Source organism: Thermomonospora umbrina (genome assembly GCF_003386555.1).
GTDB lineage: Bacteria > Actinomycetota > Actinomycetes > Streptosporangiales > Streptosporangiaceae > Thermomonospora > Thermomonospora umbrina.
In genome coordinates this window covers 2,095,473-2,120,095 of the sequence record NZ_QTTT01000001.1, presented here as the reverse complement: position 1 = coordinate 2,120,095, position 24,623 = coordinate 2,095,473, and the positions used below count along the sequence as shown (strand labels likewise).

Sequence of the window (24,623 nt, the reverse complement as noted above, 5' to 3'; positions counted from 1 at the left end):
TCTTCGTATTCTCTGAGGGGCCATCTTCACATGATCGTCCCCGGGGCTCCCGACACCCGTCCCGATTCTGTCGGAGGGGCCGCCTACCCTGGACGCCCTGGACGGCGACCACGACCATGCCACGGAGACGACCCGCCATGACACGCGCATCACCCCCGCTCATCGGGCGCGAGCACGCCGCCGGGGTGCTGCGCGCCGAGGTCGCCCGGGCCGCCGACAGCCACGGCGGGCTGGTCCTGGTCGCCGGAGAGGCCGGCATCGGCAAGACCACGCTGGTCGCCGACACCGTGGTCGAGGCCCGACACCTGGGCGCGCTGGTGCTGAACGGCTCCTGCTGGGAGTCCGGCGGGGCCCCCGGCCACTGGCCGTGGGTGCAGGTCGTCCGCGGCCTGCGGCGGGCCTGCACCGCCGAGGAGTGGGCCGCCATCGAGGAGACGGCGGGCGGGGCGCTCGCCGCGCTGCTCGGCGAGTCCGCCCGCGGGCAGCCCGGCTCCGAGCCGGACGAGCCCTTCGTCATCTACGACGCGGTGACCTCGGCGCTGGTGTCGGTCGCCCAGCGCCGTCCGCTGCTGGTCGTCTTGGACGACCTGCACTGGGCCGACACCGCGTCGGTCCGACTGCTGGAGTTCGTCGCCCAGCACACCTGGTACGAACGCCTGCTGCTGGTCGGCACGTACCGGGACGTCGAGGTCGAGTGGGCCGAGCATCCGCTGCGCCCGCTGATCTCCTCGCTGGTGGCCAAGGCGACCGTGGTGACGCTCACCGGGCTGGGCCGCGAGGAGGTCGGCGAGCTGATGACCCGCACGGTCGGGCGGCGGCCGGACGACCCGCTGGTGGCCGAGATCCACCGGCGGACCGGGGGCAACCCGTTCTTCGTGGAGCAGACCGCCCGGCTGTGGCACGGCGGCGGTCCGGTCAGCGCGATCGCCCCGGGCGTGCGCGACGCGGTGCAGCGGCGTCTGTCCCTGCTGCCCGGCGCGGTGACCCGGCTGCTCACCGCGGCGGCGGTGCTGGGCCGCGAGTTCCACCGCGGGCTCCTGGCGGCGGTGGTCCGGGAGCCCGTCCCCCATGTCGACCGGATCCTCGACCAGGCCGTCGTCGCCCGCCTGGCGGTGGCGCTGGGGGCGGGCCGGTTCGCGTTCGCGCACGACCTGGTCCGCGAGACCCTGTACGACGCGCTCGACGAGGTTCGCAGGCGCGACCTGCACGCGGCGGTCGTGCACGCCTTGGAACGCTCTCCCGACGACCCGGCGGAGCACCTCCTGCCCGCCGAGCTGGCCCGGCACGCCTACCTGGGCCGCGACGTCCTCGACCCCGCGCTGGTGGTCGAACGGCTGACCGCCGCCGCCCGCGACGCCGGGAGCAGACTCGCCGTCGAGGAGTCCCTCGGGCACCGCCGCCGCGCGTGGGAGGTGGCGGCCTCCCTCGATCCCGCTCAGCGCGCCCCGCTGGCGCTCGACCTGGGCAATCAGCTCCACCACTTCGGCCGTGCGGACGAGGCGTGGGCGATGTACGAGACCGCCGCCGAGCTGGGCCGCGCCTCCGGGCACCCGATGGTGCTGACCCGGGTGGCGCTGACCCTCCACAGCAGGGGGTGCGGCAGGGAGGGCCGGGTGACGGATTCCCGCGACCTGCTGGCCGAGGCGCACCGGGCCCTGCTCGGCGACCTGCCCGACCCGCCCGACCCGGCCGGCGGCGGGGCCCGCCACGACCGGCTGGCCAAGGGGCTCGCCCTGCACGCCGCGGGGCTGGCCCGGCGCTCCGGAGACGACGACGCGCTCGTGTTCGCGCTGTGGACGCTGCACGACCTGATCTGGGGCCCCGGCAGCGCCACCGAACGGCTGCGGCTCATGGACGAGATCGCGGAGCTCTCCCGCCGCGTCTCCGACGAGGAGACCGAGCACATGGCGGTGTCGCTGCGCTGGGTGACGCTGCTGGAGCGGGGCGACGCCCGCTACCTGGAGGCGTTCCGCGACTTCCGCGCCGTGGTGGAGTCCAGCGCCCTGCCGAGGGCCGGCCTCTTCTCCACGGTCGACACCAGCATCGTCGACGCCCTTCAGGGCCGGTTCGCCGAGTCGGAGTCCCTGCTGGAGGAGATCGTCGCGATCGACCACACCGGCGACTTCGGCGGCATGCTCCACCATCTGCGGTGGGTGCTGCTGATGCTGAGGGGCCGCCGGGACGAGCTGGACGAGTTGCACCGGCGGCGGCGCGACCGCGAGGCGTTCCACGGCCGGCTGCTGGAGGCGATCACGGCCGTCCAGTACGACGACCTCGGCACCGCCCTGGCCCACCTGGAGCAGTTCACCGCCGCCGGCAGGCCGGTCGCCGGCATCTACGGCTCCCTGTGGCTGCGGTTCCGGGCCCAGGTGGCGGCGGCCACCCGCGACCCGGAGCTGTGCGCGGCGGTCCGCGCCGAGATCACCCCGGTCGCCGACGAGTGGGCCGTGTCGGTGTACGGGTGCGACATCAGCGGGCCGTTCTCCCTCTGGCTCGCCATGGTCGACGCCGCCCAGGAACGCTGGGACGAGGCGATCGCCGGGTTCACCGCCGCCCGCGAGTCCGCCGAACGGCTCCGCGCACGCCCCTGGTCGTTGGAGGCCCGCACGGGCCTGGCGCAGACCCTGCTGGCCCGGGGAGCCCCCGGCGACGCCGAGGCCGCCGCCCCGTTGCTCACGGAGGTGTGCCACGAGGCCGGCGAGCTGGGCATGACGCACCTCGTCGAACGCGCCCGGCGCGCCCGCCAGGAGTTCCGCGCCCCGGAGCGGTCCGCTCCCGCCCCGTCCTCGCGGGCCAACGAGTTCCGCTTCGACGGCGAGGTCTGGTCGCTGGCGTACGCGGGACGGGTCGTCCACATGCCCGACGCCAAGGGGCTGCGCGACCTCCACCTCCTGCTGGCGGCCCCGGGCACGGACGTCCCGGCCGTCCGCCTGGCCAACCCGGAGGGCGGCGCCGAGGTCGCCGCCGCCCGCGCCCTGGGCGGCGACCCGGTCCTCGACGAGGAGGCCAAGGCCCGCTACCGAAGGCGTCTCGCCGAGCTCGACGAGGAGATCGACCGAGCCACCGTCCTGGGCGACGACCGCCGCGCCGCCGCCCACGATGACGAGCGCACCGCCCTCCTCACCGAGCTCCGCGCCGCCGCCGGCCTCGCCGGCCGCACCCGCCGCCTCGGCGACGAGGCGGAACGCGCCCGCAAGACCGTCACCGCCCGCATCCGCGACACGCTCCGCCGCCTCGACCGCCGCCACCCCGACCTGGCGGCCCATCTCCGCACCTCCGTCACCACCGGCACCACCTGCGCCTACCGCCCCCAAGCCCCCACCCCCTGGCGCCTCTGACCACCCGCCCGTCCCCGGCCCGCCGCCGAGGCGCGCCTTTCGCCCTCGGGCCGGTATGTCGTCGCCCTCGGGCCGGATACGTCGTCGCCCGCGTGGGCCGGAGTGCAGGGGGGTGCACGCGCGACCGCCCGGCACCTGAAGGCGGTGCCGGGCGGTGGTGGGGCGGGTGGTCACTTGCGGTTGTAGAGGCGCATGGTCAGGGTCCCGAAGACCGCGATGAGGGCGGTGGCCCCGGCGAGGACCCAGAGGAGTTCGCCGCCGTCGGGCTTGCCGGCCATCAGGCCGCGGACCGCCGCCACCAGGTGGGTGATGGGGTTGACGTCGACGAACGCCTGGAGCCAGCCCGGCATGGTGTCGGGGGAGACCAGGATGTTGCTGAGGAAGGTCAGCGGGAAGAGCACCATCATGCTGACGCTCATCACGGCCTTCTCGCCGCGCAGCAGCAGGCCGAACATCGTCCACACCCAGGAGAAGGCGAACGAGAAGGCCACCAGGAGCGCCATGCCGGCCAGGACGCCGAGCGCCCCGCCCTTGGGGCGGAAACCCAAGATCAGGCCCAGCACGAGGATGACCGTCGAGCCCATCGCGTACCGGAACATGTCCCCGAGCAGGTAGCCGACCATGGGGGCGGGCCGCCAGATCGGCAGGCTGCGGAAGCGGTCGAAGACCCCCTTCTCGATGTCGACGTTCAGGGTGACGCCGGTGTACATGGTGGTCATCACCACGCTCATCACCATGATCCCCGGCAGCAGCGTCTGCAGGTACTCCCGGGTGGAGCCCGCCAGCGCGCCGCCGAACAGGTAGGTGAACATCAACGTCATCATGATCGGGAACGCGGTGACGTCGAACAACTGCTCGGGCACGTGCTTGATCTTCAGCATGGCCCGCCAGCCGAAGGTCACCGACGCCGACAGGGCGCTGGGCCGCTGTGGCCGGGCCCCGGGGGCGAGCACGGCCGCGATGGTGTCGGCCGACGGGGTGTAGTCGGGGGCCGCTTGGCCGGTGGTCGCGGTGCTCACAGTGCCGCCTCCTTCGCGGTGGTGGGCCGCTCGTCGTCGTTGTCGTCGGTGGGTTCGGTGACGTGCCCGGTCAGGGCCAGGAAGACCTCGTCCAGGCTGGGCCGGCCGAGGGAGAAGTCGTCCACCGCGATCCCGGCCTCGGCCAGCTCGGCCAGCGCCCGGGACGCCTGCTCGGCGGAGCCGAGCCGGGCCTCGCCGTCCAGGATGCGGGCGGTCAGCGCCGACGGGTCGGCCTCCACCTGCACCGGGGTGCCCAGCGCCCGCTCCAGCACCTCGCGGGCCTCGGCGCGCTGCCAGGAGTCGCGCAGCCGGACATGGACGGCGCCCGCCCCGACGGACGCCTTCAACTCGCCCGGGGTCCCCTCGGCGATCACCTTGCCGTGGTCGATCACCGCGATCCGGCCGGCCAGCCGGTCGGCCTCCTCCAGGTACTGCGTGGTCAGCAGCACGGTGGTGCCGTGGGCGACGACCGCGCGGACGATGTCCCAGATCTGGCTGCGGCTGCGCGGGTCGAGCCCGGTGGTGGGCTCGTCCAGGAACAGCAGGTCGGGCGTGTTGAGGATGCTGGCGGCGATGTCCACCCGCCGCCGCATGCCGCCCGAGTAGTTCTTGACCTGCCGGTCGGCGGCGTCCGTCAGGCCGAACGCCTCCAGGAGCTGCGTGGCCCGGTCGTTGGCGGCGGGCTTGCGGTGGCCCAGCAGCCGGGCCAGCAGGACCAGGTTCTCGTGGCCGGTCAGGTCCTCGTCCACGGAGGCGTACTGGCCGGTCAGGCTGACCCGCGAGCGCACCGCGTCGGCCTCGCGGAGCACGTCGTGGCCGAAGACGCGGGCCTCGCCGCCGTCGGGGCGCAGCAGGGTCGCCAGCATCCGGACGGCGGTGGTCTTGCCGGCCCCGTTCGGGCCCAGCACCCCGTACACCGCGCCGGTGGGCACGCGCAGGTCGATGCCGTCCACCGCGCGGGTGTCCCCGAAGGTCTTGATCAGTCCCGACGTCTCGATCGCGAGATCGCTCATCGTCGTGCCCCTCTCCCTCTCGTCGTCACCATGGTCGCTCTCTTCTCGAAGCTCGAAACGGTCGGAAACGGTCGGAAACGGTCGTGTCAGTTGACATAGGGGCGTGCGGCCCGGGCCTCGCGCAGCGCCAGGCCCCACCAGACGAGCTGGTCGAGCATGGCCTCGGCCTCGCACGCCAGACGCCCGGCGTTCGGGGGCGGGTCCGCGTCGACGTCGCCGAGGCGCAGGTCGACGTGCACGGCGGTGTGCATCGTCACCGCGTGCAGCTCGACGAACACCGACCGCAGGTGCTCCACCGCGTGCAGTCCCGCGAACCGGTACCCGTAGGAGACGAAACCCACCGGCTTGGCCCGCCACTCGTCGTAGGCGTGGTCGATCGCCTGCTTGAGCGAGGCCGGGAAGCTGCGGTTGTACTCCGGCGTGACGATCACGAAGCCGTCCGCCCGTCCGACCAGTCCCGCGAACCCCGCCGTCTCCGGGGTGGTCGCGTACCGGGCGGGGAACACGTGGTCCACGAGGTCCACGACCTCCAGCTCCACGTCCGCGCGGCGTTCGGCCAGCGTGACGAACCAGCGGCCGACCGCGTCGCCGATCCGGCCCTCGCGGGTGCTGCCGATGACGACCGCGACCCGCAGCGGCACGTCCGCGGGGGTGGGATCCATCGGGCTCGCCTCCTCGTTCCGGGTGTTCACCCTGGAGGCGCGAGACGCGGTCCGGCGGCCGCTAGATCGGATCTAGCGGACGAGCCCCACCCTCCTCGCGTCGCCCAGCGGCGTCCGGCGGCCGTTCTCGACCCGGTAGAGGCAGACGGTCGGGTCGGCGGCGGGCCCGACGTCGCCATCGCCGACCCGCTCGGGCGCCATGTGCACGGGCGTGCCGATCGACCGGCCGGTCACGGCCTCCGGTCAGCCCACGACGCGGGTTCCGCGAAGACGGAGCAGGGTCGTGCCGGGGATCTCGCCGGCGAGATGCGCCAGGGCCGGGAGTTCGTCGATGTGGTGGACGCCGTGGGGCAGGCCGCCGTCGAGCAGGCGGCGGGTGACGTGGGCCGCCACGACACCCGTGATGCGGCCCTGCTCGCGTCCGATCAGGGCGTACGCGGCGGAGCGTTCGCCCAGGCGGGCGTCCGCGCGGAGGGCGAAGCCGTCGCCGCCCACGTGGACGCGGGTGACGGCGTCGGTGAGCGCCCGCAGGACGCGCGGATGGCGGGCGACGCCGAGGACGCCCGTGCGGCGGAGGGCGAACAGGGCCGCCGTGAGGGGTCGCGAGTCCAGGCACAGCCGCGTGGTCGCCTCCGGCACGCCGAGCGTGCGGCGCAACGTGTGCTGGTCGGAGAACGGGAACGGGTGCGCCCGACGCCTCCCATAGCCGGGGAGCCCGACCTCGCGAGACCCGGCCGCCGTGGAGGGCGTACGGGCCAAGAGCTGGGTGAGGGTCCATCGAACGGCGTCGGCGCCGTGGCGTTCGCCCGCGCCGAGCATGACCGTCAGGTCGAGACGGTCGGCTCCGCCGAGGTCGTCGTGGGCGCGGCGGGCCAGCAGGTTCGTGAGCCCGGGGGCGACGCCGACGCTGAGCACGGCGGTCGCGCCCCGGGCGACGGCCAGGGCGGTGAGGGCCTCGACCGGGGCGAGCAGGCGGTCGGAGGCCCCGACGTCCACGAGGTGGACCCCCCGGGACAGGCAGACGCGGGCGATCTCGGTGTCGGGCGGTTCGACGCACAGGACGACGGCCCCGACCCGGTGCTCGTCGAGGACCTTCTCGAACGCGGCCGGGTCGGTGATGTCGACCCGTACACCCGGGCCGCCTCCCGCCTCGGCGGCCATCAGGCGGGCGCGGGCCAGGTCGCGGCCCGCCGGGAGTACGGGCCGGGAGCGCCCGGCGGCCAGGGCCACGGTGACGGCGGAGCCCACGGCCCCATAGCCCCCGACCACGAGGACGGCAGATGGTGTCATACCGCCGACCACATCACCCTGGTGTCATTCCGGTCAACCTTCGGTGACCAGGGACGGAACGAGGGAAGGGAGCCCTGATGAGCCGTTTCGAGGAGGACGCCCGGCTCGCCGTCGAGGCGGCGCGCTGGGCCCCGTCGCCGTTCGGCCGCCGGCCGTGGCGATTCCGGATCGGCGACCGGCGGATCGGCGTGCGCGCCGACGCCGGTCGGGCGCTGGACGTCGCCGACCCGCAGGGCCGGGAGATGTTGATCGGTTGCGGCGCGGCCCTGCACACCCTGGCGCTCACGCTGCGGCACCTCGGCCACGCGCCCCGGGTCCGGCTGCTGCCCGATCCCGACCTGCCGTTCCTGCTCGCCGACATCGACGTGCCCGAAGGCGGCGGCGATCCCGGCGAGGAGACCGAACGGCTGTACGAGCAGGTGGAGCCACGTCACGGCGACCGTGGGGTCTTCCGCCCCGACCCGGTGCCCGCCGGGCTGCCGGCGACGCTGCGCGAGGAGGCCGGACGGGAGGGTGTCACACTCCGAGCGGTCACCGAACCCCGTGACCGCGACGCCTTGGGGGCGCTCGCCGGCGCGGCCGACCACCTGGAGCCGTACGTGCCCGGCCGTGACCCGGCGCGCTCACGGGGCTGGGGTCTGCCCGAGGTCTGGGGCCGGCCGGGGACCGGCCTGGTGGTCCTGCTCACCACACCGGAGGACTCACCCGCCGCGTGGTTGGGCACCGGCCTGGCGCTGCAGCGGGTCCTGCTGCGCGCGCGGGCCGAGGGGGCCTCCGCCGCGTTCCACACCCACGTGCTCGAGCTGCCGGAACTGCGAGAGCTCATCCGCGTCCGACTGTGCGGCGGGCGCTTCCCGCAGGTCCTGCTCCGCCTGGGATTGCTGGACCCCGAGCAGGTGCCCCCGCGCCGCCCGGCGGACGCCCTCGTACAGGAGGACTACTGAGCCAGCCGCCAGGGCCGTTCCGGGTCGGTGGGCCGTGCGTCGCCGCCGACGCGCAGGGCGTACGTCGCCGGACCAGGGGACGTCTCGGTCACCGGCCCCAGGTACTCGTGCCCGGTCATGTGGCACCAGGCGGCCAGATCGAGCGGGGCCGCCGGATCGGAGGCGATCAGGTGGATCTCGGTGCCCGCCGCCAGCCCCGCCACGTGCCCGCGCAGCTCCAGCAGGAGCCGCACACAGGATCGGTCGCCACCGTCGATCACCACCGGGTCCGCCATGCCCACCGCCGCCCCGAAAGCCGCAATCACCGCAAGTACGTCGTGGCGGCCGATCGTACCGTCACCAGCCGATCTCGTCGCAGCCCACATGCGTGGAAGGCTCCACCTGGAGGGTGGCGTGGGCGATGTCGTGGCGCTCCCGCAGCAGGTCACGGGCCTGGTCGAGGACGGAGTGGCCGTCGGCCCGCTCCCCGGTGACCAGGTGGGCGGTCGCCACGTGCATGCCGGAGGTCAGCGTCCACAGGTGCAGGTCGTGAACGTTCTGGACGCCGTCGATCGCGGCCAGATCGCCCGCCACGGTGTCGACGTCGAGGCCCTCGGGGGCGTGCTGGCCCAGCACCGCGAGCACCTGGCGGCCCAGCGCCAGCGCCCGGACCACCACGAAGATCGCGATGGCCAGCGCCACGACGGTGTCGAAGACGACCCGCCCGGTGGCGGCGATCAGGACGCCGGCGGCGATGACGCCGACCGACCCGGCGGTGTCCGCCAGCACCTCCAGATAGGCGCCCTTGACGTTGAGGCTCTCGGCGGCCCCGGCGCGGAGCAGGACCAGCGCGATGAGGTTGACGACCAGGCCCAGCGCGCCGACGACGAGCATCGGGGTGGAGGAGACCTCGGCGTCGGAGCCGATCCGGCTCAGGGCCTCCACGGTGATGTAGACGGCGGTGCCCAGCATCACCAGCACCGCGAACCCGGAGGCGAACACCTCGGCGCGATAGGACCCGTACGTGCGGCGTCCGGTGGAGTCGGGACGGGCGGCGATCTTCGTGGCGACCAGCGCGGCGGCCAGCGTCACCACGTCGGCGGCCATGTGCCCGGCGTCCGACAACAGGGCCAGCGAGCCCGACAGCAGGCCGTAGACCAGTTCGACGGCGAAGAACCCGCCGATCAGCACGAACGAGACCGCCAGCCGCCACCGGTGCCGGCCCCCGGCGTGCCCGGCGGCCGGCCCGCCGCCGTTCCCGTGCCCGTGGCCGTGTCCGACACCCATCACGACTCCCGTTCGGGCTCGTCGACGCTCTCCGGAGCCGGGACGATCTTCGTGTGCTCGATGTGGGCCACCGCCAGGTCCAGCAGCATCCGGACGTGCGCGTCCTCCAGGCGGTAGTACGCCATCCGGCCGGACCGGCGCACCGCCACCACCCGGTGGGCCCGCAGCAGCCGCAGCGCGTGCGAGGCGGCCGACTCGCTCATCCCGCTGACCGCCGCCAGGTCGCACACGCACAACTCGCCGTCGAGCAGGGCCGTCAGCAGGCGGAGCCGACCGGGGTCCGACAGCAGCCCGAACACCTCGGCGGTGCCCGTCACCTGGGCGTCGGCGGGCATCCGCTCCCGGACGGACGCCACCCGGGGCGCGTCCACGACCCGGACCGCGCACCCGTCGAGCTGTATCACCTGCTCATCTGAAGAGCCGTTCATGCTTGAATCCTCGTCGGCGGAGTCTCCACCTGTCAACTCCGACGGACCCGCCGGGCCCGACATGCGGACGGGCACCCGTCCCTTGACGGACCGATCAGCGGGCGACGGCGGTGAACGCGGCGGTGCGGACGACGTCGCCGTGCTTGAAGTCGAGGAAGAACCGATAGGTGCCCGGGCCGGGAAGCTCCACGTGGAACCCGATGCCCGGACCCGGCTCGGTCACCCCGTCGCCCGGCTCCCCGCCCGGGTGGACGTGGACGTACGCGAGGTCGCCCGCGCGCAGCACCACCAGGTGCCCGTAGGCGGCCAGGTAGGGCTGAAGGTCGGTCACCGGCCTCCCGTCCTTGGCGACGGTGAACGTCAGATGACGCCCCTCGCCGTGCGCCGGCTCGCCGTCGAGCCTCACCTCGTAGCCGTCGACCGTGAAGACGGTGGCGGGCTCGGGCACCGGGAGGGGCTCGTACGGTCCGGCCACCGCCAGGTCCGCGCCCAGTGTCAGCGTGCGGCCGAGCCCCTCGGGGGAGATGTCGGTGAAGATCCGGTAGGCCCCGGCCTCGGGGAGGTCCAGCCGGGCAGACCAGAGGCCCTCCCCGAGGTGCTCCGGATGCAGGTGCCAGAACCCGGTCAGCTCCCGCCGGGCGATGATCAGGTGCACCTTCTTGTCGTGGATCTCGGTGAACGCGGTGACGGGCCGCCCGTCCGGCCCGAGGACGCGGAACCGGATCTCGGCCGGGCCCGGCCGCAGGACGGTGCTCTCGGGGGCGAGGGTGTAGCCGTCCTGCGAGATCAGCAGTCCGCCGGGGAGGCCGCCGCCGTGCGCGTGGTGGGTCTCGGGGGTGCCGTGGTGGGCGTGCCGGTTCATGGCGGGTCCTTCCGGGTCGTTCTCCGTAGCCGTTGCATCCGACACAACCTACGTACCCCCAGGGGGTATTTCGGGATTCCGTCTTCGTGATCTTTTCGTGACCTCGCGGCCCTCAGTCGACGTCCAGGGCCGTCCCGTACAGGCGGGACACCCGGATCCTGATCAGCACCCGCCGGTCGGCCACGAGCTGTTCGAGGAAGGCGGCCTCGTCGTCGGGGTCCTCGAAGCCGGGGGTCAGGGACAGCAGTTCGCGCCCGACCGCGTCCCCCGGCACCGTCGTCACCTCGCTCACCTCCGCCTCGCCCTCGGCGACCGCGAACGACCAGACGTCCGGCCCCCGAACGTGCAGAGAGGCGTGCGGATCGTTCCGGTAGTGGCGGGGCTTGAGCCGGTCGGCGGTCGTGGAGATCCGCACCACCCGTTCCTCGGGGCTCCAGTGGTGGAGCACGGTGGTCAGATGGGGCTGGCCGCTGCGCTTGACGCTCGCCAGCACCCCGAACCGCTGCCCGCTCAGGAGCCGGGACAGCTCCTCGTCGGTGAGGGCGCGGGGGCCGGGACCGGCACCGGGCTTCTGCTCGACCTTGTTCATCGGAGGCGACCTTTCGCTTGATCTGGATCGGTGTCCGGGAGTGTTCAGAGAACGGTGGCGTGCCGGGCGGCGGGCTCCGCGTCGTCGGCGGGCGCGGGTGCGGCGGCGCCGGGTCGGCGCAGCATGGTGAAGGCGATCACGAACGCGGCGACGAGCAGCCCCGCGCCGACCGTGAAGGCCAGGTGATACCCCTCGGTCAGCGCGACGGCCTCGCTCTCGCCCTTCCCGACCAGCCCCTCGGTACGCGAGGCCGCCAGGGTGGACAGCACCGCGATGCCCAGGGCCATGCCCAGTTGCTGGGTGGTGTTGAACAACCCGGACGCGAGCCCGGCGTCGTCCTCCCCGGCGTCGGACATGCCCAGCGTGGTCAGCGCGGGAAGGGCCAGCCCGACACCGGCGCCCAAGAGCATCACCGGGAGCAGGTCGACGACGTAGTTCGCGTTCACCGGCACCCGCATCAGCAGCGCGAGGAGCCCGCCCAGCATGACCAGCCCCGCCAGCAGGACGTTCCGTTCGCCGAAGCGGGCGTTGAGCCGGGCGGAGACGCCCAGCGACACCCCGCCGATGACGACCGCGGCCGGGAGCATCGCCAGCCCGGTCTCCAGCGCGCCGTAGCCCAGCACCCGCTGCATGTAGAGGGCGACGAGCACCTGGAACGAGAACATCGCGGCGATCATCAGGATCTGCACCAGGTTGGCCCCGGCGACGCTGCGGGAGCGCAGGATCCGCAGCGGCATCAGCGGGTTCTTCGCGGTGGCCTGCCGGATGACGAACCCGACGAGGAGCGCGACCGCGAGCGCGCCACGTCCGAGGGTGGCGGCGGAGGTCCAGCCGTTCCGCTCGACCCCGACCACGGTGAACAGGCCCAGCGTCAGCCCGCCGGTGATCAGGGCGGCGCCGAGGAGATCGGCCCCGGCGGACAGGCCGAGGCCCCGATCGGCCGGCAGCACGGGCAGCGCGACCGCGAGCGAGACCAGCCCGATCGGCAGGTTGATGAAGAAGATCCAGTGCCAGTCGAGGGCGTCGGTGAGGACGCCGCCGAGGACCTGCCCGATGGAGGCGCCGGCGGCCCCGGTGAAGGCGAAGACGGCGATGGCCTTGGCGCGTTCCACCGGGTCGGTGAACAGCGTGACCAGGATGCCCAGGCCCACGGCGGAGGCCATCGCGCTGCCCGCGCCCTGCAGGAACCGGGCGGCGATCAGCAGCTCCGGCGTGGTGGCGACACCGGCCAGCAGCGAGGCGAGGGTGAACACGGCGGTGCCGGCCAGGAACATCCGCCGCCGTCCGATGAGGTCGCCGAGACGGCCGGCGAGCAGCAGCAGACTGCCGAACGGGATCAGGTAGGCGTTCACGACCCAGCTCAGGCCGGCGGGGGTGAACCCGAGGTCGTCCTGGATGGCGGGCATCGCCACGGTGACGATGCTGCCGTCGAGGATGACCATCAGCAGCCCGGTGGCGATCACCCCGAGGGCGAGCCAGCGCGACCGGGGCGCGGTGGTGGTGCTCATGACGTCTTCTCCTGTCGGTGGGCGACAGGAGAGACCTTAGTAGATGGTTTCGTTGCAGACAATCTGCTGAGGACTCATTTTTCCGACCGGCGTGCTCGCCGCACCGGCGCGGGGGCCTCCACCGGGGTCGCCAGATGCCCGCTGACCAGGCGGTTCAGCGCCCGAGTCAGCACCTCGCGCTCGTCCTCGGGCAGGGCCTCCAGCGCCTCGGCGTGCACCCGGTCGACGATCCGTTGACTCTCGTGGGCGACCTGCGCCCCCTTCTCGGTGACGGCGATGATCCGGGCCCGCCGGTCGGTGCTTGAGGGTCGCCGCTCGGCGAGTCCCGCCCTTTCCAGGGCGTCGACCGTGACGACCATCGTGGTCTTGTCCATGTCGCCGATCTCGGCGAGCTGGATCTGGGTGCGCTCCGCCTCCAGCGCGTGGACCAGCACGCAGTGCATGCGCGCCGTGAGCCCGATCTCGCCGAGCGCCGCCGCCATCCGGCTGCGCAGCACATGGCCGGTGCGGTCGAGCAGAAACGACAGGTCGGGGGTGGAACGGGCGGGTGACATGGCGGTCATGACGTCCAGCATAGCCGGCGGTCCCGTGACGGATGATCCCGTTGCGGATCACTGCTCCGAGGGTCGAGATCCGTGATGGCCCGATGTGGCCGGAGACGATCAGGGGTTTCGGCCCGTGCGCCGGGAACGATCTCGTTACCGTCCTGCGGGTGAAACTGACACTTTGGCGCAGAACGCGCATGCCGTTCGCCGCAGCGGCCGTCTTGACGCTCGCCCTGGCCCAGCCCGCGACCGGCTCCGCCGCCGCCGCGCCGGGCGACTCCGGCGGCGACGTCACCTCCGCCGCCAGGTCGATCTCGCTCGAACTCGACCGCGACTTCGCCGACCCGAGCTTCCTCAAGGTCGGCCGCACCTGGTACGCGTTCGCCAGCGGTGACGGCTTCCCGTACGCCACGGCGCCCGACATGCGCGGCCCGTGGAGGTACCGGGGCAAGTCCATGCCCTCTCGGCCGCGCTGGACCAAGCAGGCCACGCGGGGAAGCTACGACTGGGCGCCGGACGTGTTCCGCCGCGCCTCCGACGGCCGCTTCCTCATGTACTACACCGCCCACACCAAGGGCGGCCGTCCGTGCATCGGCGTCGCCACCTCGCGTTCGCCCGCCGGACCCTTCGTCGACGGCCACGGCGGTCCCCGCGTCTGCCCGAGCGGTGGGGGCGCGCTGGACCCGGCGCCGTTCACCAAGCTCGACGGCACCCAGTGGATGATCTACGCCGCGGTGGGCGGGACCATCCGGGCGAGCCGGATGAACGCCGACCAGGTCCGCCCCGCCGGCACGCGGCCGATCGACCTGATCCGCAGGCCGGGGACGATCATCGAGGCGCCGGTGATCCAGCGCAGCGGTCCCCGACTGGTCATGTTCGTCTCCCGCTTCCACTACAACGACCGGTGCCGGTACAAGACCGAGGCGTTCGTGTCCGTCGGCCTCACCGCCGGCACCTGGCGCTCGGCGGGCGACGTCCTCTCGCAGCGCAACAGCGGCCTGTGCGGGCCGGGCGGGGCCGACGTCGCCCGGTCGGGACGCACCACCTGGATCATGTTCCACGCCTGGCGTTGCAAGCGGTCGGGCTGCGACGTGAGCAGGCCGGGCCCGACCCGTCGCCGGGTCATGCTGGTCGGCACCATCGGCTGGGGCAAGGACTCCCTCACCCCGCGCATCCAGTAGCCGCTCGGCCTTCGCCGGGGCCGGCCCCGTGCGCCATCCCGAGCGGTGAAACGCGCCTGATCACCGCCGGGAACACCGGCTCCTGACCTCCCGACCGAGGTCGCGGAGGTCAGGACGGCACGGGCGTCTTCGTGTAGTCGTCGTAGAAGCCGGCGCCGCTCTTCGCGCCCAGACGCCCCTGGTCGATGTACCCGCGCAGCACCCGGCGCGGCCCCTCCGGATACTCCGGGTGCTCCGCGGCGTAGTGCTCCTCGATGTCGAGCACCACGTCCAGGCCCACCTGGTCCATCATCCGGAAGGGGCCGACGCGGGTGCCGAAGTTGAGCTTGAACATCTCGTCGATGTCCTCCGGGTCGGACACGCCCTCGGCCACCACCTCCAGCGACTCGCGCTTGATGGCGGCCCAGATGCGGTTGAAGATGAACCCCGTGCTCTCCCTGCGGGCCTCGAACGGGTGCAGGCCGTACTCGGGGAAGACCTTCTTCACGAAGTCCAGCACCGCTCGGTCGGTCCGCCCGCAGGACATCACGTCGAGCGCGTTCGTGGTGGGCGGCATGTAGAAGTGGGTGTTGAGGACGCGCTCCGGGAGCTTGACCTGGTCGATGAACAGCCGGCTGGCGTACGAGGAGGAGTTGCTCGCGAGGATCGCGTCCTCGGGCGCCGTCGCGTCCAACCGGGCGAAGACCGTCTGCTTGAGGTCGAGCCGTTCGGGGACCGCCTCCACGACGAGCCAGACCCCCTCGACGGCCCGGTCCTGGTCGGCGCTCGCCTCGACCACGCCGGGCTCGCCGAGCCCGAGGTTCTTGACCGTGCCCTCGATGGTCCGTTCGGCGAACGTCACGGCGGCCTCGCGCTGCTCGGCCGACGGGTCGACGACGCGCACGACGCCGCCGCGGGTGGCGAACATGAGCGCGATCCTGCGCCCCAGGGTCCCCGCGCCGATCACGGCGACGGGCCGACTCGCGTAGTCGCTCGGTACTGGATGGGCCACGACATCGGCTCCTTCTGCGGCGGTCGGACGGAGGACGCATCCGTTGCTTATGGTGACAAGTTCGGTACTTAACGTGTCCCGTCCGGAGAGCGGAAAACCCGGCGCCGTTCAAGGAGTCCCCATGAAGCCCGGTCGGATCCGGTACCCACCGGCGTTAATGTGATGTTCACCGATTGTTCCGAGGGGGTCCACTGCCGCACGCTTGATCACGCTGAAAAGATCGTCTGCCGGGTGTGCCGAGCCCATCCAAGTGAAGAGCCGGGCGGGCGGGCATCACCCCCCGGCTGCGCCACGCCCGCCGATCTCGTCCGCGGGTGCGACACGCGCTCCGGACGTTCGACTCCCCAGGGTCCGACGTTGACAGTGGAAACCACCCCCCGCCCCGCCCGACGGCGTTCCGCCGACACGGGCCACCGTGAGCTGCGCCTCGACATCGAGGGGCTGCGGGCCGTCGCGGTCGGCCTCGTCGTGGTGTGCCACAGCGGCATGTCCCGGGTGGCCGGCGGCTATGTGGGTGTCGACGTCTTCTTCGTGATCTCCGGTTTCCTCATCACGTCGGCGCTGGTGCGCGAACTGGGCGCGAGCGGGACCATCTCGATCCCGGGCTTCTACGCCCGCCGGGCCCTCCGGCTGCTGCCGGCCGCCGGTCTCGTCATCGTGTCGACGCTGGTCGGGGCCTGGTTCTTCCTGTCGAAGGTGCGTTTCGTCGAGTACGCCGGCGACGCACTGGCCGCCTCGCTCTACGCGATCAACCTCCGGCTGGCGACGACCGGGACCGACTACCTGGCGGAGAGCAGCCCGCCCTCGCCGTTCCAGCACTTCTGGTCGCTGGCGGTGGAGGAGCAGTTCTATCTGCTGTGGCCGCTGGTGCTGATCATCAGCCATCGGGTGCTCGGGTCGCGTCGGCTGCTGTGGGTTCCGCTGCTGGTCCTCACGCTGGGCTCCCTGGCGCTGAGCGTGACGCTGACCGGGGTGTCCGCGCCCTGGTCGTACTTCGGCCCGCACACCAGGATCTGGGAGTTGGGCCTCGGCGCGCTCATCGCGCTCCTGGTCCCGACGCTGCGCCGGCTGCCCGCCGGCGCCGCCGCCGCGATGTCCTGGGCCGGGCTGGGGGCGATCGGCCTCGCCGCCCTGACGTACGACGCCACCACGGCGTTCCCCGGCCACTACGCGCTGCTGCCCGCCCTGGGCTCGGCGCTGGTGATCATCGGCGGCGGCACGGGTGTCCGGTACGGGGCCGGGCTCGTCCTGTCACTGCGGCCGGCCACCTGGCTGGGCGGGCTCTCGTACGGCTGGTACCTGTGGCACTGGCCGCTGCTGATCATCGGGCCCGAGGTCGTCGACCGCCCGCCGTCGCTGCCGTTCAACCTGGTGCTGAGCGGCGTCGCCCTGGTCCTGGCGTGGGCGACCCTCCACGCGGTCGAGAACCCGGTGCGCTTCCACCCGGGTCTGCGCCGTCGCCCGCTCCGCGGCCTCGCGGTCGGGGCGGCGATCTCGGTGGTGGCCGCGTCGTTCGCGCTGATCACCGCGGTGAGGCCCCCGGCGATCGACTCCGGCGCGCCGGCCCCCGACCTGCGGAGCGCGCTCGGCGGGGCCGCCGACCCGGAACGACGACTCCGCGAGCTGCTCGATTCCGCCGCCGACAAGCTGCCGAACAACCTGTCGCCGGCGCTGACGGAGGTGCAGCGCGTCCGGTCGCGCGTCTACCGGGACGGCTGCCACACCGCTCCGACGGGCACGAGTCCCCGCTCCTGCGAGTACGGCGACCGGAGTTCGCGGAAGACGGTCGTGCTGTTCGGCGACTCCCACGCCGCGCAGTGGTTCCCGGCCATGGACCACATCGCCACGAGGCGGGGGTGGAGGCTCGTCACGATGACCAAGGCGTCCTGCAAGCTCGCGGAGGTGACGGTCGTGAAGGACGGCAAGCCCTACGCGACGTGTGACCGCTGGCGCGCGAACGTCCTGCGGAAGATCCAGCGGCTGAAGCCCGAGCTCGTGATCGCCTCGTCCTCGGACGCCGGGGACCCCGTCCGTCCCATGTCCGACCCGGCGACCGGCTGGACCGAGGGCTTCCGTAAGACGTTCGTGAAGCTGGCGGCGAGCGGCGCCGAGGTGGCGGTGATCCTGGACACGCCGTGGCCGCGAGAGAACGCCGTGGACTGCGTGGGCTTTCATCCGCTCGACCTGGCGCGCTGCTCCAGCAAGCTGTCCGACGCGATCAAGGAGCCCGCCAAGCAGCGTGCGCTCCGCGCGGCGGCGAAGACGTCCCGCCGGGTCGCCGTGATCGACCCGGCGCGCTGGTTCTGCGGGAGCTCCGGCGCCTGTCCGGTGGTCGTGGGCAACGTCTTCGTCTACCGCGACGAGAGCCACATGGCCGACGCCTACAGCGTGGCGCTGGCCCCCCTGCTCCAGGCCCGACTGCCCCGGATCTGACGGCGGATCACGACAGCGGCGACCGCTTCAACGCGTCGGCCTCGGTCGCCTCGACCTCGCGGTTCCACTCGGCCTTGGAGGACTGCCAGCCGTCCTCGTCGGCGCCGCGCCGCCAGTAACCGGAGATCGACAACCGCTCCAGCGGCAGGCCCCGGTCGACGCGCAGATGCCGGCGCAGGTCCTTGACGAAGCCCGCCTCGCCGTGGACGAACGCGTGCACGTCCCCCTCCGGGAACTCCAGCCCGCGAACGGCGCGCACCAGGGCCTCGCCCACCGGGCCGCCGTCGCGGTGCAGCCACACGATCTCGGCGTCGCCGGGCGTGGGGAGCTCCTGCTCCTCCGCCGGGCCGGCCACCTCGAGGAAGACCCGGGTGGGCGCGCCGTCCGGGACCCGTTCCAGCGAGGCGGCGATCGCGGGCAGGGCGCTCTCGTCCCCGACCATCAGGTGCCAGTCGGCTTGGGGGCTGGGCGCGTAGGCCCCGCCGGGGCCCAGGAACCGGATCACGTCGCCGGGCTCGGCGGCCCTCGCCCAGGGCCCGGCCAGCCCCACGTCGCCGTGGTAGACGAAGTCGAGGGTCAGCTCGGCCGCCACCGGGTCCCAGGAGCGGACGGTGTAGGTCCGCGTCCTCGGCCACTGTTCGCGCGGCATCTCGGCGCGGATGACCGCCATGTCGAACGGCTCGGGGTACACGACGTCCGGCGGCGGGAACAGCAGCTTCACGTAGTGGTCGGTGAACTCGCCCGCGGCGAACCCGGCCAGCCCCTCACCGCCGATCACCACGCGGATCATGTGCGGGGTGAGCCGCTCGGTCCGCACCACGGTCCCGGTGGTGGGCCGAGGCGCGCGTCGCACTGGTCGGGTCGTCACGATGATCCCCTCACGGTCGACTACTTAGGTAAGCCTAACTTGCCGTTCCGGGTACATCGTCCGCCGCGCCGGCGGGGGCCCGTGGTGCGCGGGCCTCGGGGCCCGGTGATCGCACCACGGGCGACGGCTCCGCCGTCGGACGTCGGCGCTAGGGCGTCAATCGCGTGCTGACGTGGGTGGCCGTGGCGGGCGGGAGGATGTTCACCCCGTATTGGGTGGCGTTCCGGATGACGATCACGGAGACGTCGATCGGCCGATGGACGCCGTCGACGGTCGCGTACCAGGTGACGGAGAGGTCCGTGGCCCGTCCGTCGGCGCCCCGGTCGACGACGTTCGCGGACAGGAGGCGGTCGGTGAGGGTTCCCCTGAGGGACGAGTCCTGCCCGAGGCAGGTGAGGCTCCGGGTCTCGCCGGGTGGAGGAAGGGGGACGGTGGCGCAGGCGAGAGAGACGGGGTCGGCCTGCGCAGGCGGCGCGAGGACCGCCAGGGGGACCGCGGACAACAGGGCGGCGATCGGCTTTCCGAGCTTCATCACGTTCTCCTTCGGCGGGGGGCGCGTCCCCCATCGCCGCGATCAGATTCCGCCGGAGGGCTGACCGGTTTCCAGGCCGGTCGTTGCCCGGTTCCTGCTCGTTTTGCGCTCATCAGGTAGGGTTGGCGCGTGCATTACTACTTCCTCTGAGGACGACCGGCTCGGCCGCCCGCATCCGGGCGCTGCCGATCACGTGTGTCGTCGTCTCTCACTTTCGGGTTCTCCGTCTCCGTGACGCCGTGCTGCGCCGGAGGCGTGCGAGGGCCCGTTTCTCGGAGGAAGTCATGTCCGCCGTTGTTCTACCGGCCCGTGAACGGGCCCATCTCAACGCCACCGACGTCCACGTCTCTCGCGGGGGCCGCCCGGTCCTGACCGGCGTGGACCTGACCGTCTCCGCCGGTGATCGGCTGGGAGTGGTCGGGGAGAACGGTCGCGGGAAGACCACGCTGCTGCAGGTGCTCGCCGGGGCGCTGGCGCCCGACGCGGGCGCGGTGCGCCGGGCCGGCACCGTGGGTGTCGCCGACCAGGAGGTGCCGATCGTCGGAGGCCGCACGGTCGGTGACCTGATCGACGTGGAACTCGCCCGGGTGCGCGCCGTCCTCGACGCGTTCGAGTCGGCCACCCGCGCCCTCGCCGAGGAACGGCCGGGCGCCGACCTCGCCTACGCGGACGCGTTGGCGGCCGTGGAGGCGATCGACGCCTGGGACGCCGACCGCCGCGTCGACGTCTCGCTGGCCGCGCTGAGCGCGGTGACCGACCGTTCGCGGCCGCTGGCCGGCCTGTCCGTCGGGCAGCGCTACCGGATCCTGCTGGCCTGCCTGCTGGGCGCCGGGCACGACCTGCTGCTCCTGGACGAGCCGACCAACCATCTCGACGCCGAGGGCCTCGACCACCTGACCGTCCGCCTGCGCGAGCATCCGGGCGGCGTGGTGCTGGTCACCCACGACCGCGCGCTGCTGGCCGACGTGGTCACCACGGTGCTGGACCTGGACCCGACCGCCGACGGCCGTCCCCGCGTCTACGGGGGCGGGTACGCCGGCTACCGGGAGGGCCGCCGCGCCGAACGGGAACGCTGGGAGACCGCCCACCGGGACCAGCAGGCCGAACGGCACCGCCTCGCTCAGGATCTGTCGGCCGCCCGGAACCGGCTGTCCACCGGATGGCGGCCGGACAAGGGGACCGGCAAGCACACCCGCGCGACCCGGGCCCCGGCCCTGGTGCGGGCGGTGCATCGGCGGCAGGAGGACCTGGAGGCCCACGTCATCGACGTGCCCCGGCCGCCGTTGCGGTTCCGGATGCCCCGGCTCGACGCGCCGCCGGGAACGACGCTGCTGCGGGCCGACGACGTGGTGGTGCGCGGCAGGTGCGAGGCCCCCCGGTCGGTGCTCCTGCGGGCGGGGGAGCGGCTGGTGGTGACCGGCCCCAACGGTTCGGGCAAGTCGAGCCTGCTGGCCGTGCTCGCGGGGACGCTGGCTCCGGACGCGGGGACCGTGCAGACGGGGCGCGGCGTCCGGGTGGGCCTCCTCACCCAGGAGTCGCCGCGGCCCACGCGGTGTCGGGCGCTGGAGGTCTTCGACGCCGCCGTCGGTCGTCTCGTCGGCTCCGGCCGGCTCGCCGAGGCCGACGTCGTGGCGCTGGGCGAACTCGGCCTGCTGCCGTCCGAGGCCGTCCACCGGCCGGTCGACGAGCTGTCGATCGGGCAGCGGCGTCGCCTCGACCTGGCCGTGCTGTTGGCCGCCCGTCCGCAGGTCGTTCTGCTCGACGAACCGACCAACCACCTGTCGATGCCCCTGGTGGAGGAGCTGACGCGGGCGCTGTCCACCACCGGGGCGGCCGTGGTGATGGCCACCCACGACAGACAACTGCTGCGCGACACGGAGGCGTGGCCGAGGCTCACCGTCTGAGGGGCCCCGTCCCCGCCATATTGTGGGGATATGGGCGGTAAGTCTCCTGCGGTGACACCGCGTCGCGCGCAGCTCCGCGACTTCCTGCGGACCCGCCGGGCGCGGATCGCGCCCGGCGAGGTCGGCATGGCCACGGCGGGCAGACGCCGGACCCCGGGGCTGCGGCGCGAGGAGGTCGCCGCGCTGGCCGGCGTCGGGGTGTCCTGGTACACGTGGCTCGAACAGGGCCGCGACATCAACGTCTCGACCGAGGTGCTCGACGCGATCGGCCGGGCGCTGCGCCTGACCGGGCCCGAGCGCGCGCACCTGTACGTGCTGGCCGGCCTCAACCCGCCCCCGCCGCGGGCCGACGCGACGCGCGGCGACGAGATCACCCCGGAGCTGCGGCACCTGCTCGAGGCGTGGACGCCGAGGCCCGCGATCCTGCGGGACCGGTACTGGCACCTGCTCGCGATCAACGACGCGGCGCGGTGGGTGTTCGGGTTCGACGACGCCGATCACCACTGCCTGATCTCGTTCTTCACCAACATGCGGTACCGCCGCGCGCACCTCCACTGGGCGGCGGTCGCGCCCTCCGTCGTCGCGGCCTTCCGCGCCGACGCGGCGCACGCCCCCGACGACCCGGGGTTCGGCCGCGTGATCAAGGAACTGAGCGCGGTGAGTCCCGAGTTCGCCGAGCTGTGGGCGCGCCATGACGTGGGGACGCCCGGCCAGGCGGTGAAGGCGGTGCGCCATCCCGAGGCCGGCGACCTGGTGTTCGACATGACGACCCTGGCGGTGGTCGACCACCCGGACCGGTATCTGGAGCTCTACAACCCGCGGCCCGGCTCGGAGACCGCGGCCCGCCTCGAACGGCCGCGGACCCGTACCGCCGCCCCGGCCTGAGCGCCGGCCGCCGAGGGTGGTGGTGCGGGTCCCAGGTTGACTGCGCACTGTTCGCCGCCTCCGCGCGGCGGCACGCTGAGTCCCATGACGCACACGAATCCCCGTTTCGACGACAAGATCGCACTCATCACCGGCGGCACGAGCGGCATGGGGCTGGCCGCCGCCCGCCGACTGCTCGCCGAGGGCGCCCGGGTGGTCATCACCGGGCGCGACAAGACCCGGCTGGACGCGGCCGCCGAGGACCTGAACGGCGGCGACCGCGTCCTCGCGGTGGCCGGGGACGTGGCGAGCCTCGCCGACCTGGACGCGCTGATGGCCGCGATCCGGGACCGGTTCGGGCGGCTGGACGTCGTCTTCGCCAACGCCGGCGTCGCCGCGTTCCAGCCGAACGGCGAGATCACCGAGGCCGAGTTCGACCGCGTCGTGGACATCAACCTCAAGGGCGTGTTCTTCACCCTCCAGAAGGCCGTACCGCTGCTGTCGGATCGGGCGGCGATCGTGGTCAACGCGTCGTGGACGCGGCATCGCGGCCTGCCCGGGGCCTCCGTCTACGCGGCGACCAAGGCGGCGGTGCACAGCCTGACGCAGACCTTCGCCGCCGAACTGGCGCCCAGGGGCATCCGGGTCAACTCCGTCAGCCCCGGCTACATCGAGACCCCGATGTTCCACGACAACGTCACCACCGAGGCCCAGGCCGCCGTCGTCGCCGAGGTGGCCGCCGGCCGGGTCGGCACCCCCGACGACGTCGCCGCCGCGGTCGCCTTCCTGGCCTCCGGCGAGGCGTCCTACGTCAACGGCCAGGAACTGGTCATCGACGGCGGCCTGATCGCCGCCGCCCCCGGGTCGCGGGAGTGACCGCCCGGCCCTGCGCCCCGGGGCTCGGCGGGCCGCACGGTCCCGGGGCCGGTCAGCGGCGGTAGCCGTGCAGGAAGGCGTGGACGCCGGAGGTGACCGTCGCCTCGACCTCGTGCTCATCGACGGGGCCGGAACGGGGCCCGGCGCCCGCCGTGATCAACACCAGGAGGTGGAGGGCGGCGCGGTCGGGGTCGGCGACGCGGAGCAGGCCCTGATCGGCCCACCGCCGCAGGTGGTCGGCGAGTCGGCGGCGAACGCGCAGCGGCCCGGTCTCCTGCCAGGCGTCGATGACGGACTCCGGGATGTGGCCCGCCTCGGCGTTGATCTGGCGGACGAGGGCGAAGTGCTCGGCGTGCTCGGCGGCCGTCGGCGCGGTGAAGGCGCGGCCGAAGTCGACGAGGTCGGCCTCCAGGTCGGTGACCTTGTGGAGATGGCGGTCGATGACGGCGATCTGGGCCTCGGCGGCGCGGGCGGCGCTGACTCGGATGACCTGCTGGAACAGCTCGGTCTTGTCGGTGAAGTGGTTGTAGATCGTGCGGGTGGACACGCCCGCGGCGGCGGCGATGGCGTCCATGCTCGCGCGGGTGTAACCGTCCCGCGCGAAGACGGTCAGGGCCCCGGCGAGGATCGCCCGGCGCTTGTCGGCGAGCCCGCCCCGGGGGCGTGTGACGTTTCCGCTGGTCATGTCGATTCTCCCGGAGGTTTGCCATCATCGTTTTACAAGTTGCCATGTGCGTTGTACTTTACTCGACGTCGCACCACGACGGTGCGCCCGAGGAGGAAGCACATGATCCGCATCGCCATCGTCACCGGCAGCACCCGTCCCCGCCGCCGGACCGCGGTCGTGGCCCGCTGGGTCGCCGAGGTCGCCGGGAGGCATCCCGCCGTCGCCGCGGGCGAGGCGGCCTTCGAGGTCGTCGACCTGGCCGAGTACGGGCTGTCCGTGCTGGACGAGCCGGTTCCCGCGCTGTTCGGCGACTACCGCAACCCGCACACGCACCGCTGGGCCGAGACGATCGCCTCGTTCGACGGGTTCGTCTTCGTCACCCCGGAGTACAACCACTCCGCCCCGGCGGCGCTCAAGAACGCGATCGACTTCCTGTTCGCCGAGTGGAACGACAAGGCGGCCGGCTTCGTCAGCCACGGCGTGCACGGCGGCACCCGCGCGGTGGAGCACCTGCGTCTGATCATGACCGAGCTCCGGGTCGCCAACGTGCGCAGCCAGGTCGCCCTGTCGGTCTTCACCGACTTCGAGATCACCGACCCGACCGAGCCCGGCGTGCTCACCCCGGGCCCGCACCAGGAGCCCACGCTCAACGAGCTGCTCGACGAGGTCGTCACCTGGTCCCGCGTCCTCAAACCACTGCGCACCGCCGCCCCGGTGCCGGCCCCGACCGGCTGACGGACACCGATGCGCCCAAGGCGGCCATGAGCGCCGGCGCGCCGCGACCCCGGCCGTGGAACGGGTCCGCGCGGCACCGGGCCGTCACCGACGCCGTTCCCGCGGAGC

Annotated in this window: 24 protein-coding genes; 8 read left to right on the top strand and 16 right to left on the bottom strand. The window is 73.2% G+C overall.

All coding sequences use genetic code 11. The features are described 5' to 3' along the window. The first annotated feature begins 137 nt into the window (after positions 1 to 137). Positions 138 to 3,338 (top strand): ATP-binding protein, encoded by a 3,201-nt coding sequence (locus DFJ69_RS09200; RefSeq protein ID WP_116022084.1) that lies wholly within the window; start codon positions 138 to 140, stop codon positions 3,336 to 3,338. Positions 3,339 to 3,508: 170 nt separating this feature from the next. Here the strand turns inward: DFJ69_RS09200 and DFJ69_RS09195 are convergent, their stop codons facing one another. The 5 genes from DFJ69_RS09195 to DFJ69_RS09180 all read right to left on the bottom strand — a co-directional run bounded on the left by DFJ69_RS09195 (position 3,509) and on the right by DFJ69_RS09180 (position 7,322). Further along, complete coding sequence (locus DFJ69_RS09195; protein ID WP_116022083.1) at positions 3,509 to 4,357, bottom strand: ABC transporter permease; 849 nt, start codon at positions 4,355 to 4,357, stop codon at positions 3,509 to 3,511. Next, positions 4,354 to 5,370: an ATP-binding cassette domain-containing protein gene (locus DFJ69_RS09190; protein ID WP_116022082.1), complete on the bottom strand. Its 1,017-nt coding sequence runs from the start codon at positions 5,368 to 5,370 to the stop codon at positions 4,354 to 4,356. The genes DFJ69_RS09195 and DFJ69_RS09190 overlap by 4 nt, the downstream gene beginning before the upstream one ends. A gap of 86 nt (positions 5,371 to 5,456) precedes the next feature. Next, entirely contained in the window at positions 5,457 to 6,032 is a 576-nt protein-coding gene (locus DFJ69_RS09185; RefSeq protein WP_116022081.1) for an NADPH-dependent FMN reductase, read from the bottom strand. A 72-nt stretch (positions 6,033 to 6,104) separates the two neighbouring features. Beyond that, positions 6,105 to 6,266 carry a hypothetical protein gene (locus DFJ69_RS34200; RefSeq protein WP_170177589.1) on the bottom strand — a complete coding sequence of 54 codons (162 nt, stop codon included), beginning with the start codon at positions 6,264 to 6,266 and terminating at the stop codon, positions 6,105 to 6,107. 9 nt (positions 6,267 to 6,275) lie between these two features. Further along, positions 6,276 to 7,322: a saccharopine dehydrogenase family protein gene (locus DFJ69_RS09180; protein WP_116022080.1), complete on the bottom strand. Its 1,047-nt coding sequence runs from the start codon at positions 7,320 to 7,322 to the stop codon at positions 6,276 to 6,278. A 77-nt stretch (positions 7,323 to 7,399) separates the two neighbouring features. On the opposite strand from DFJ69_RS09180, the gene DFJ69_RS34195 reads away from it, so the two are divergent. After that, positions 7,400 to 8,266, top strand: coding sequence for a nitroreductase family protein (locus DFJ69_RS34195; RefSeq protein WP_170177588.1), 867 nt, complete (start codon positions 7,400 to 7,402; stop codon positions 8,264 to 8,266). Here DFJ69_RS34195 and DFJ69_RS09165 read toward each other — a convergent pair. The 7 genes from DFJ69_RS09165 to DFJ69_RS09135 form a co-directional block, all read right to left on the bottom strand. Beyond that, positions 8,260 to 8,541 carry a sulfurtransferase TusA family protein gene (locus DFJ69_RS09165; RefSeq protein WP_116022078.1) on the bottom strand — a complete coding sequence of 94 codons (282 nt, stop codon included), beginning with the start codon at positions 8,539 to 8,541 and terminating at the stop codon, positions 8,260 to 8,262. The genes DFJ69_RS34195 and DFJ69_RS09165 overlap by 7 nt on opposite strands. Before the next feature lie 61 nt (positions 8,542 to 8,602). After that, entirely contained in the window at positions 8,603 to 9,532 is a 930-nt protein-coding gene (locus DFJ69_RS09160) for a cation diffusion facilitator family transporter (RefSeq protein WP_116022077.1), read from the bottom strand. Next, the gene (locus DFJ69_RS09155; RefSeq protein WP_116022076.1) at positions 9,532 to 9,960 is read right to left on the bottom strand and encodes an ArsR/SmtB family transcription factor; all 429 of its coding nucleotides are present in this window, start codon (positions 9,958 to 9,960) and stop codon (positions 9,532 to 9,534) included. The genes DFJ69_RS09160 and DFJ69_RS09155 overlap by 1 nt, the downstream gene beginning before the upstream one ends. A gap of 94 nt (positions 9,961 to 10,054) precedes the next feature. Next, on the bottom strand, positions 10,055 to 10,822 hold the full coding sequence (locus tag DFJ69_RS09150) for a hypothetical protein (RefSeq protein ID WP_211328562.1): 768 nt from the start codon (positions 10,820 to 10,822) through the stop codon (positions 10,055 to 10,057). Positions 10,823 to 10,934: 112 nt separating this feature from the next. After that, positions 10,935 to 11,411 (bottom strand): TIGR03618 family F420-dependent PPOX class oxidoreductase, encoded by a 477-nt coding sequence (locus DFJ69_RS09145; protein ID WP_116022075.1) that lies wholly within the window; start codon positions 11,409 to 11,411, stop codon positions 10,935 to 10,937. A gap of 44 nt (positions 11,412 to 11,455) precedes the next feature. Beyond that, positions 11,456 to 12,919, bottom strand: a complete 1,464-nt coding sequence (locus tag DFJ69_RS09140) for an MFS transporter (RefSeq protein ID WP_116022074.1) — start codon at positions 12,917 to 12,919, stop codon at positions 11,456 to 11,458. Between the two features lie 74 nt (positions 12,920 to 12,993). Then, positions 12,994 to 13,482 carry a MarR family winged helix-turn-helix transcriptional regulator gene (locus tag DFJ69_RS09135; protein WP_116026513.1) on the bottom strand — a complete coding sequence of 163 codons (489 nt, stop codon included), beginning with the start codon at positions 13,480 to 13,482 and terminating at the stop codon, positions 12,994 to 12,996. A 149-nt stretch (positions 13,483 to 13,631) separates the two neighbouring features. Between DFJ69_RS09135 and DFJ69_RS09130 the strand changes: the two genes are divergently transcribed. Continuing rightward, complete coding sequence (locus tag DFJ69_RS09130; protein ID WP_170177587.1) at positions 13,632 to 14,645, top strand: glycoside hydrolase family 43 protein; 1,014 nt, start codon at positions 13,632 to 13,634, stop codon at positions 14,643 to 14,645. Between the two features lie 109 nt (positions 14,646 to 14,754). Here DFJ69_RS09130 and DFJ69_RS09125 read toward each other — a convergent pair whose 3' ends face one another. Next, on the bottom strand, positions 14,755 to 15,636 hold the full coding sequence (locus DFJ69_RS09125; RefSeq protein ID WP_116022072.1) for a 3-hydroxyacyl-CoA dehydrogenase family protein: 882 nt from the start codon (positions 15,634 to 15,636) through the stop codon (positions 14,755 to 14,757). Positions 15,637 to 15,999: 363 nt separating this feature from the next. On the opposite strand from DFJ69_RS09125, the gene DFJ69_RS09120 reads away from it, so the two are divergent. Then, complete coding sequence (locus DFJ69_RS09120; protein WP_211328561.1) at positions 16,000 to 18,069, top strand: acyltransferase family protein; 2,070 nt, start codon at positions 16,000 to 16,002, stop codon at positions 18,067 to 18,069. A gap of 7 nt (positions 18,070 to 18,076) precedes the next feature. Here the strand turns inward: DFJ69_RS09120 and DFJ69_RS09115 are convergent, their stop codons facing one another. Both DFJ69_RS09115 and DFJ69_RS09110 read right to left on the bottom strand, forming a co-directional pair. After that, positions 18,077 to 18,937, bottom strand: coding sequence for a siderophore-interacting protein (locus DFJ69_RS09115; RefSeq protein WP_116022071.1), 861 nt, complete (start codon positions 18,935 to 18,937; stop codon positions 18,077 to 18,079). A 148-nt stretch (positions 18,938 to 19,085) separates the two neighbouring features. After that, on the bottom strand, positions 19,086 to 19,469 hold the full coding sequence (locus DFJ69_RS09110; RefSeq protein ID WP_116022070.1) for a hypothetical protein: 384 nt from the start codon (positions 19,467 to 19,469) through the stop codon (positions 19,086 to 19,088). A 284-nt stretch (positions 19,470 to 19,753) separates the two neighbouring features. Between DFJ69_RS09110 and DFJ69_RS09105 the strand changes: the two genes are divergently transcribed. From DFJ69_RS09105 to DFJ69_RS09095, 3 genes are all read left to right on the top strand, one after another. Next, positions 19,754 to 21,373 (top strand): ABC-F family ATP-binding cassette domain-containing protein, encoded by a 1,620-nt coding sequence (locus DFJ69_RS09105; protein WP_116022069.1) that lies wholly within the window; start codon positions 19,754 to 19,756, stop codon positions 21,371 to 21,373. 51 nt (positions 21,374 to 21,424) lie between these two features. Further along, positions 21,425 to 22,258, top strand: coding sequence for a helix-turn-helix transcriptional regulator (locus DFJ69_RS09100; RefSeq protein ID WP_245974192.1), 834 nt, complete (start codon positions 21,425 to 21,427; stop codon positions 22,256 to 22,258). Positions 22,259 to 22,342: 84 nt separating this feature from the next. Then, positions 22,343 to 23,113 carry a glucose 1-dehydrogenase gene (locus DFJ69_RS09095; protein WP_116022067.1) on the top strand — a complete coding sequence of 257 codons (771 nt, stop codon included), beginning with the start codon at positions 22,343 to 22,345 and terminating at the stop codon, positions 23,111 to 23,113. A 52-nt stretch (positions 23,114 to 23,165) separates the two neighbouring features. On the opposite strand, the gene DFJ69_RS09090 is transcribed toward DFJ69_RS09095, so the two are convergent. Continuing rightward, positions 23,166 to 23,798 (bottom strand): TetR/AcrR family transcriptional regulator, encoded by a 633-nt coding sequence (locus DFJ69_RS09090; RefSeq protein WP_116022066.1) that lies wholly within the window; start codon positions 23,796 to 23,798, stop codon positions 23,166 to 23,168. A 102-nt stretch (positions 23,799 to 23,900) separates the two neighbouring features. Here DFJ69_RS09090 and DFJ69_RS09085 point away from each other — a divergent pair, with 102 nt between their 5' ends. Further along, a complete protein-coding gene (locus tag DFJ69_RS09085) occupies positions 23,901 to 24,515 on the top strand; it encodes an NADPH-dependent FMN reductase (protein WP_116022065.1) in 615 nt (204 codons plus the stop codon). Positions 24,516 to 24,623 lie beyond the last annotated feature (108 nt).

Coding starts and splice junctions, on each gene's coding strand:
- DFJ69_RS09200 (WP_116022084.1), top strand. CDS start 138: ATGACACGCGCATCACCCCCGCTCATCGGGCGCGAGCACGCCGCCGGG.
- DFJ69_RS09190 (WP_116022082.1), bottom strand. CDS start 5,370: ATGAGCGATCTCGCGATCGAGACGTCGGGACTGATCAAGACCTTCGGG.
- DFJ69_RS09185 (WP_116022081.1), bottom strand. CDS start 6,032: ATGGATCCCACCCCCGCGGACGTGCCGCTGCGGGTCGCGGTCGTCATC.
- DFJ69_RS09180 (WP_116022080.1), bottom strand. CDS start 7,322: ATGACACCATCTGCCGTCCTCGTGGTCGGGGGCTATGGGGCCGTGGGC.
- DFJ69_RS34195 (WP_170177588.1), top strand. CDS start 7,400: ATGAGCCGTTTCGAGGAGGACGCCCGGCTCGCCGTCGAGGCGGCGCGC.
- DFJ69_RS09165 (WP_116022078.1), bottom strand. CDS start 8,541: ATGGCGGACCCGGTGGTGATCGACGGTGGCGACCGATCCTGTGTGCGG.
- DFJ69_RS09160 (WP_116022077.1), bottom strand. CDS start 9,532: ATGGGTGTCGGACACGGCCACGGGCACGGGAACGGCGGCGGGCCGGCC.
- DFJ69_RS09155 (WP_116022076.1), bottom strand. CDS start 9,960: ATGAACGGCTCTTCAGATGAGCAGGTGATACAGCTCGACGGGTGCGCG.
- DFJ69_RS09150 (WP_211328562.1), bottom strand. CDS start 10,822: ATGAACCGGCACGCCCACCACGGCACCCCCGAGACCCACCACGCGCAC.
- DFJ69_RS09145 (WP_116022075.1), bottom strand. CDS start 11,411: ATGAACAAGGTCGAGCAGAAGCCCGGTGCCGGTCCCGGCCCCCGCGCC.
- DFJ69_RS09140 (WP_116022074.1), bottom strand. CDS start 12,919: ATGAGCACCACCACCGCGCCCCGGTCGCGCTGGCTCGCCCTCGGGGTG.
- DFJ69_RS09135 (WP_116026513.1), bottom strand. CDS start 13,482: ATGACCGCCATGTCACCCGCCCGTTCCACCCCCGACCTGTCGTTTCTG.
- DFJ69_RS09110 (WP_116022070.1), bottom strand. CDS start 19,469: ATGAAGCTCGGAAAGCCGATCGCCGCCCTGTTGTCCGCGGTCCCCCTG.
- DFJ69_RS09105 (WP_116022069.1), top strand. CDS start 19,754: ATGTCCGCCGTTGTTCTACCGGCCCGTGAACGGGCCCATCTCAACGCC.
- DFJ69_RS09095 (WP_116022067.1), top strand. CDS start 22,343: ATGACGCACACGAATCCCCGTTTCGACGACAAGATCGCACTCATCACC.
- DFJ69_RS09090 (WP_116022066.1), bottom strand. CDS start 23,798: ATGACCAGCGGAAACGTCACACGCCCCCGGGGCGGGCTCGCCGACAAG.
- DFJ69_RS09085 (WP_116022065.1), top strand. CDS start 23,901: ATGATCCGCATCGCCATCGTCACCGGCAGCACCCGTCCCCGCCGCCGG.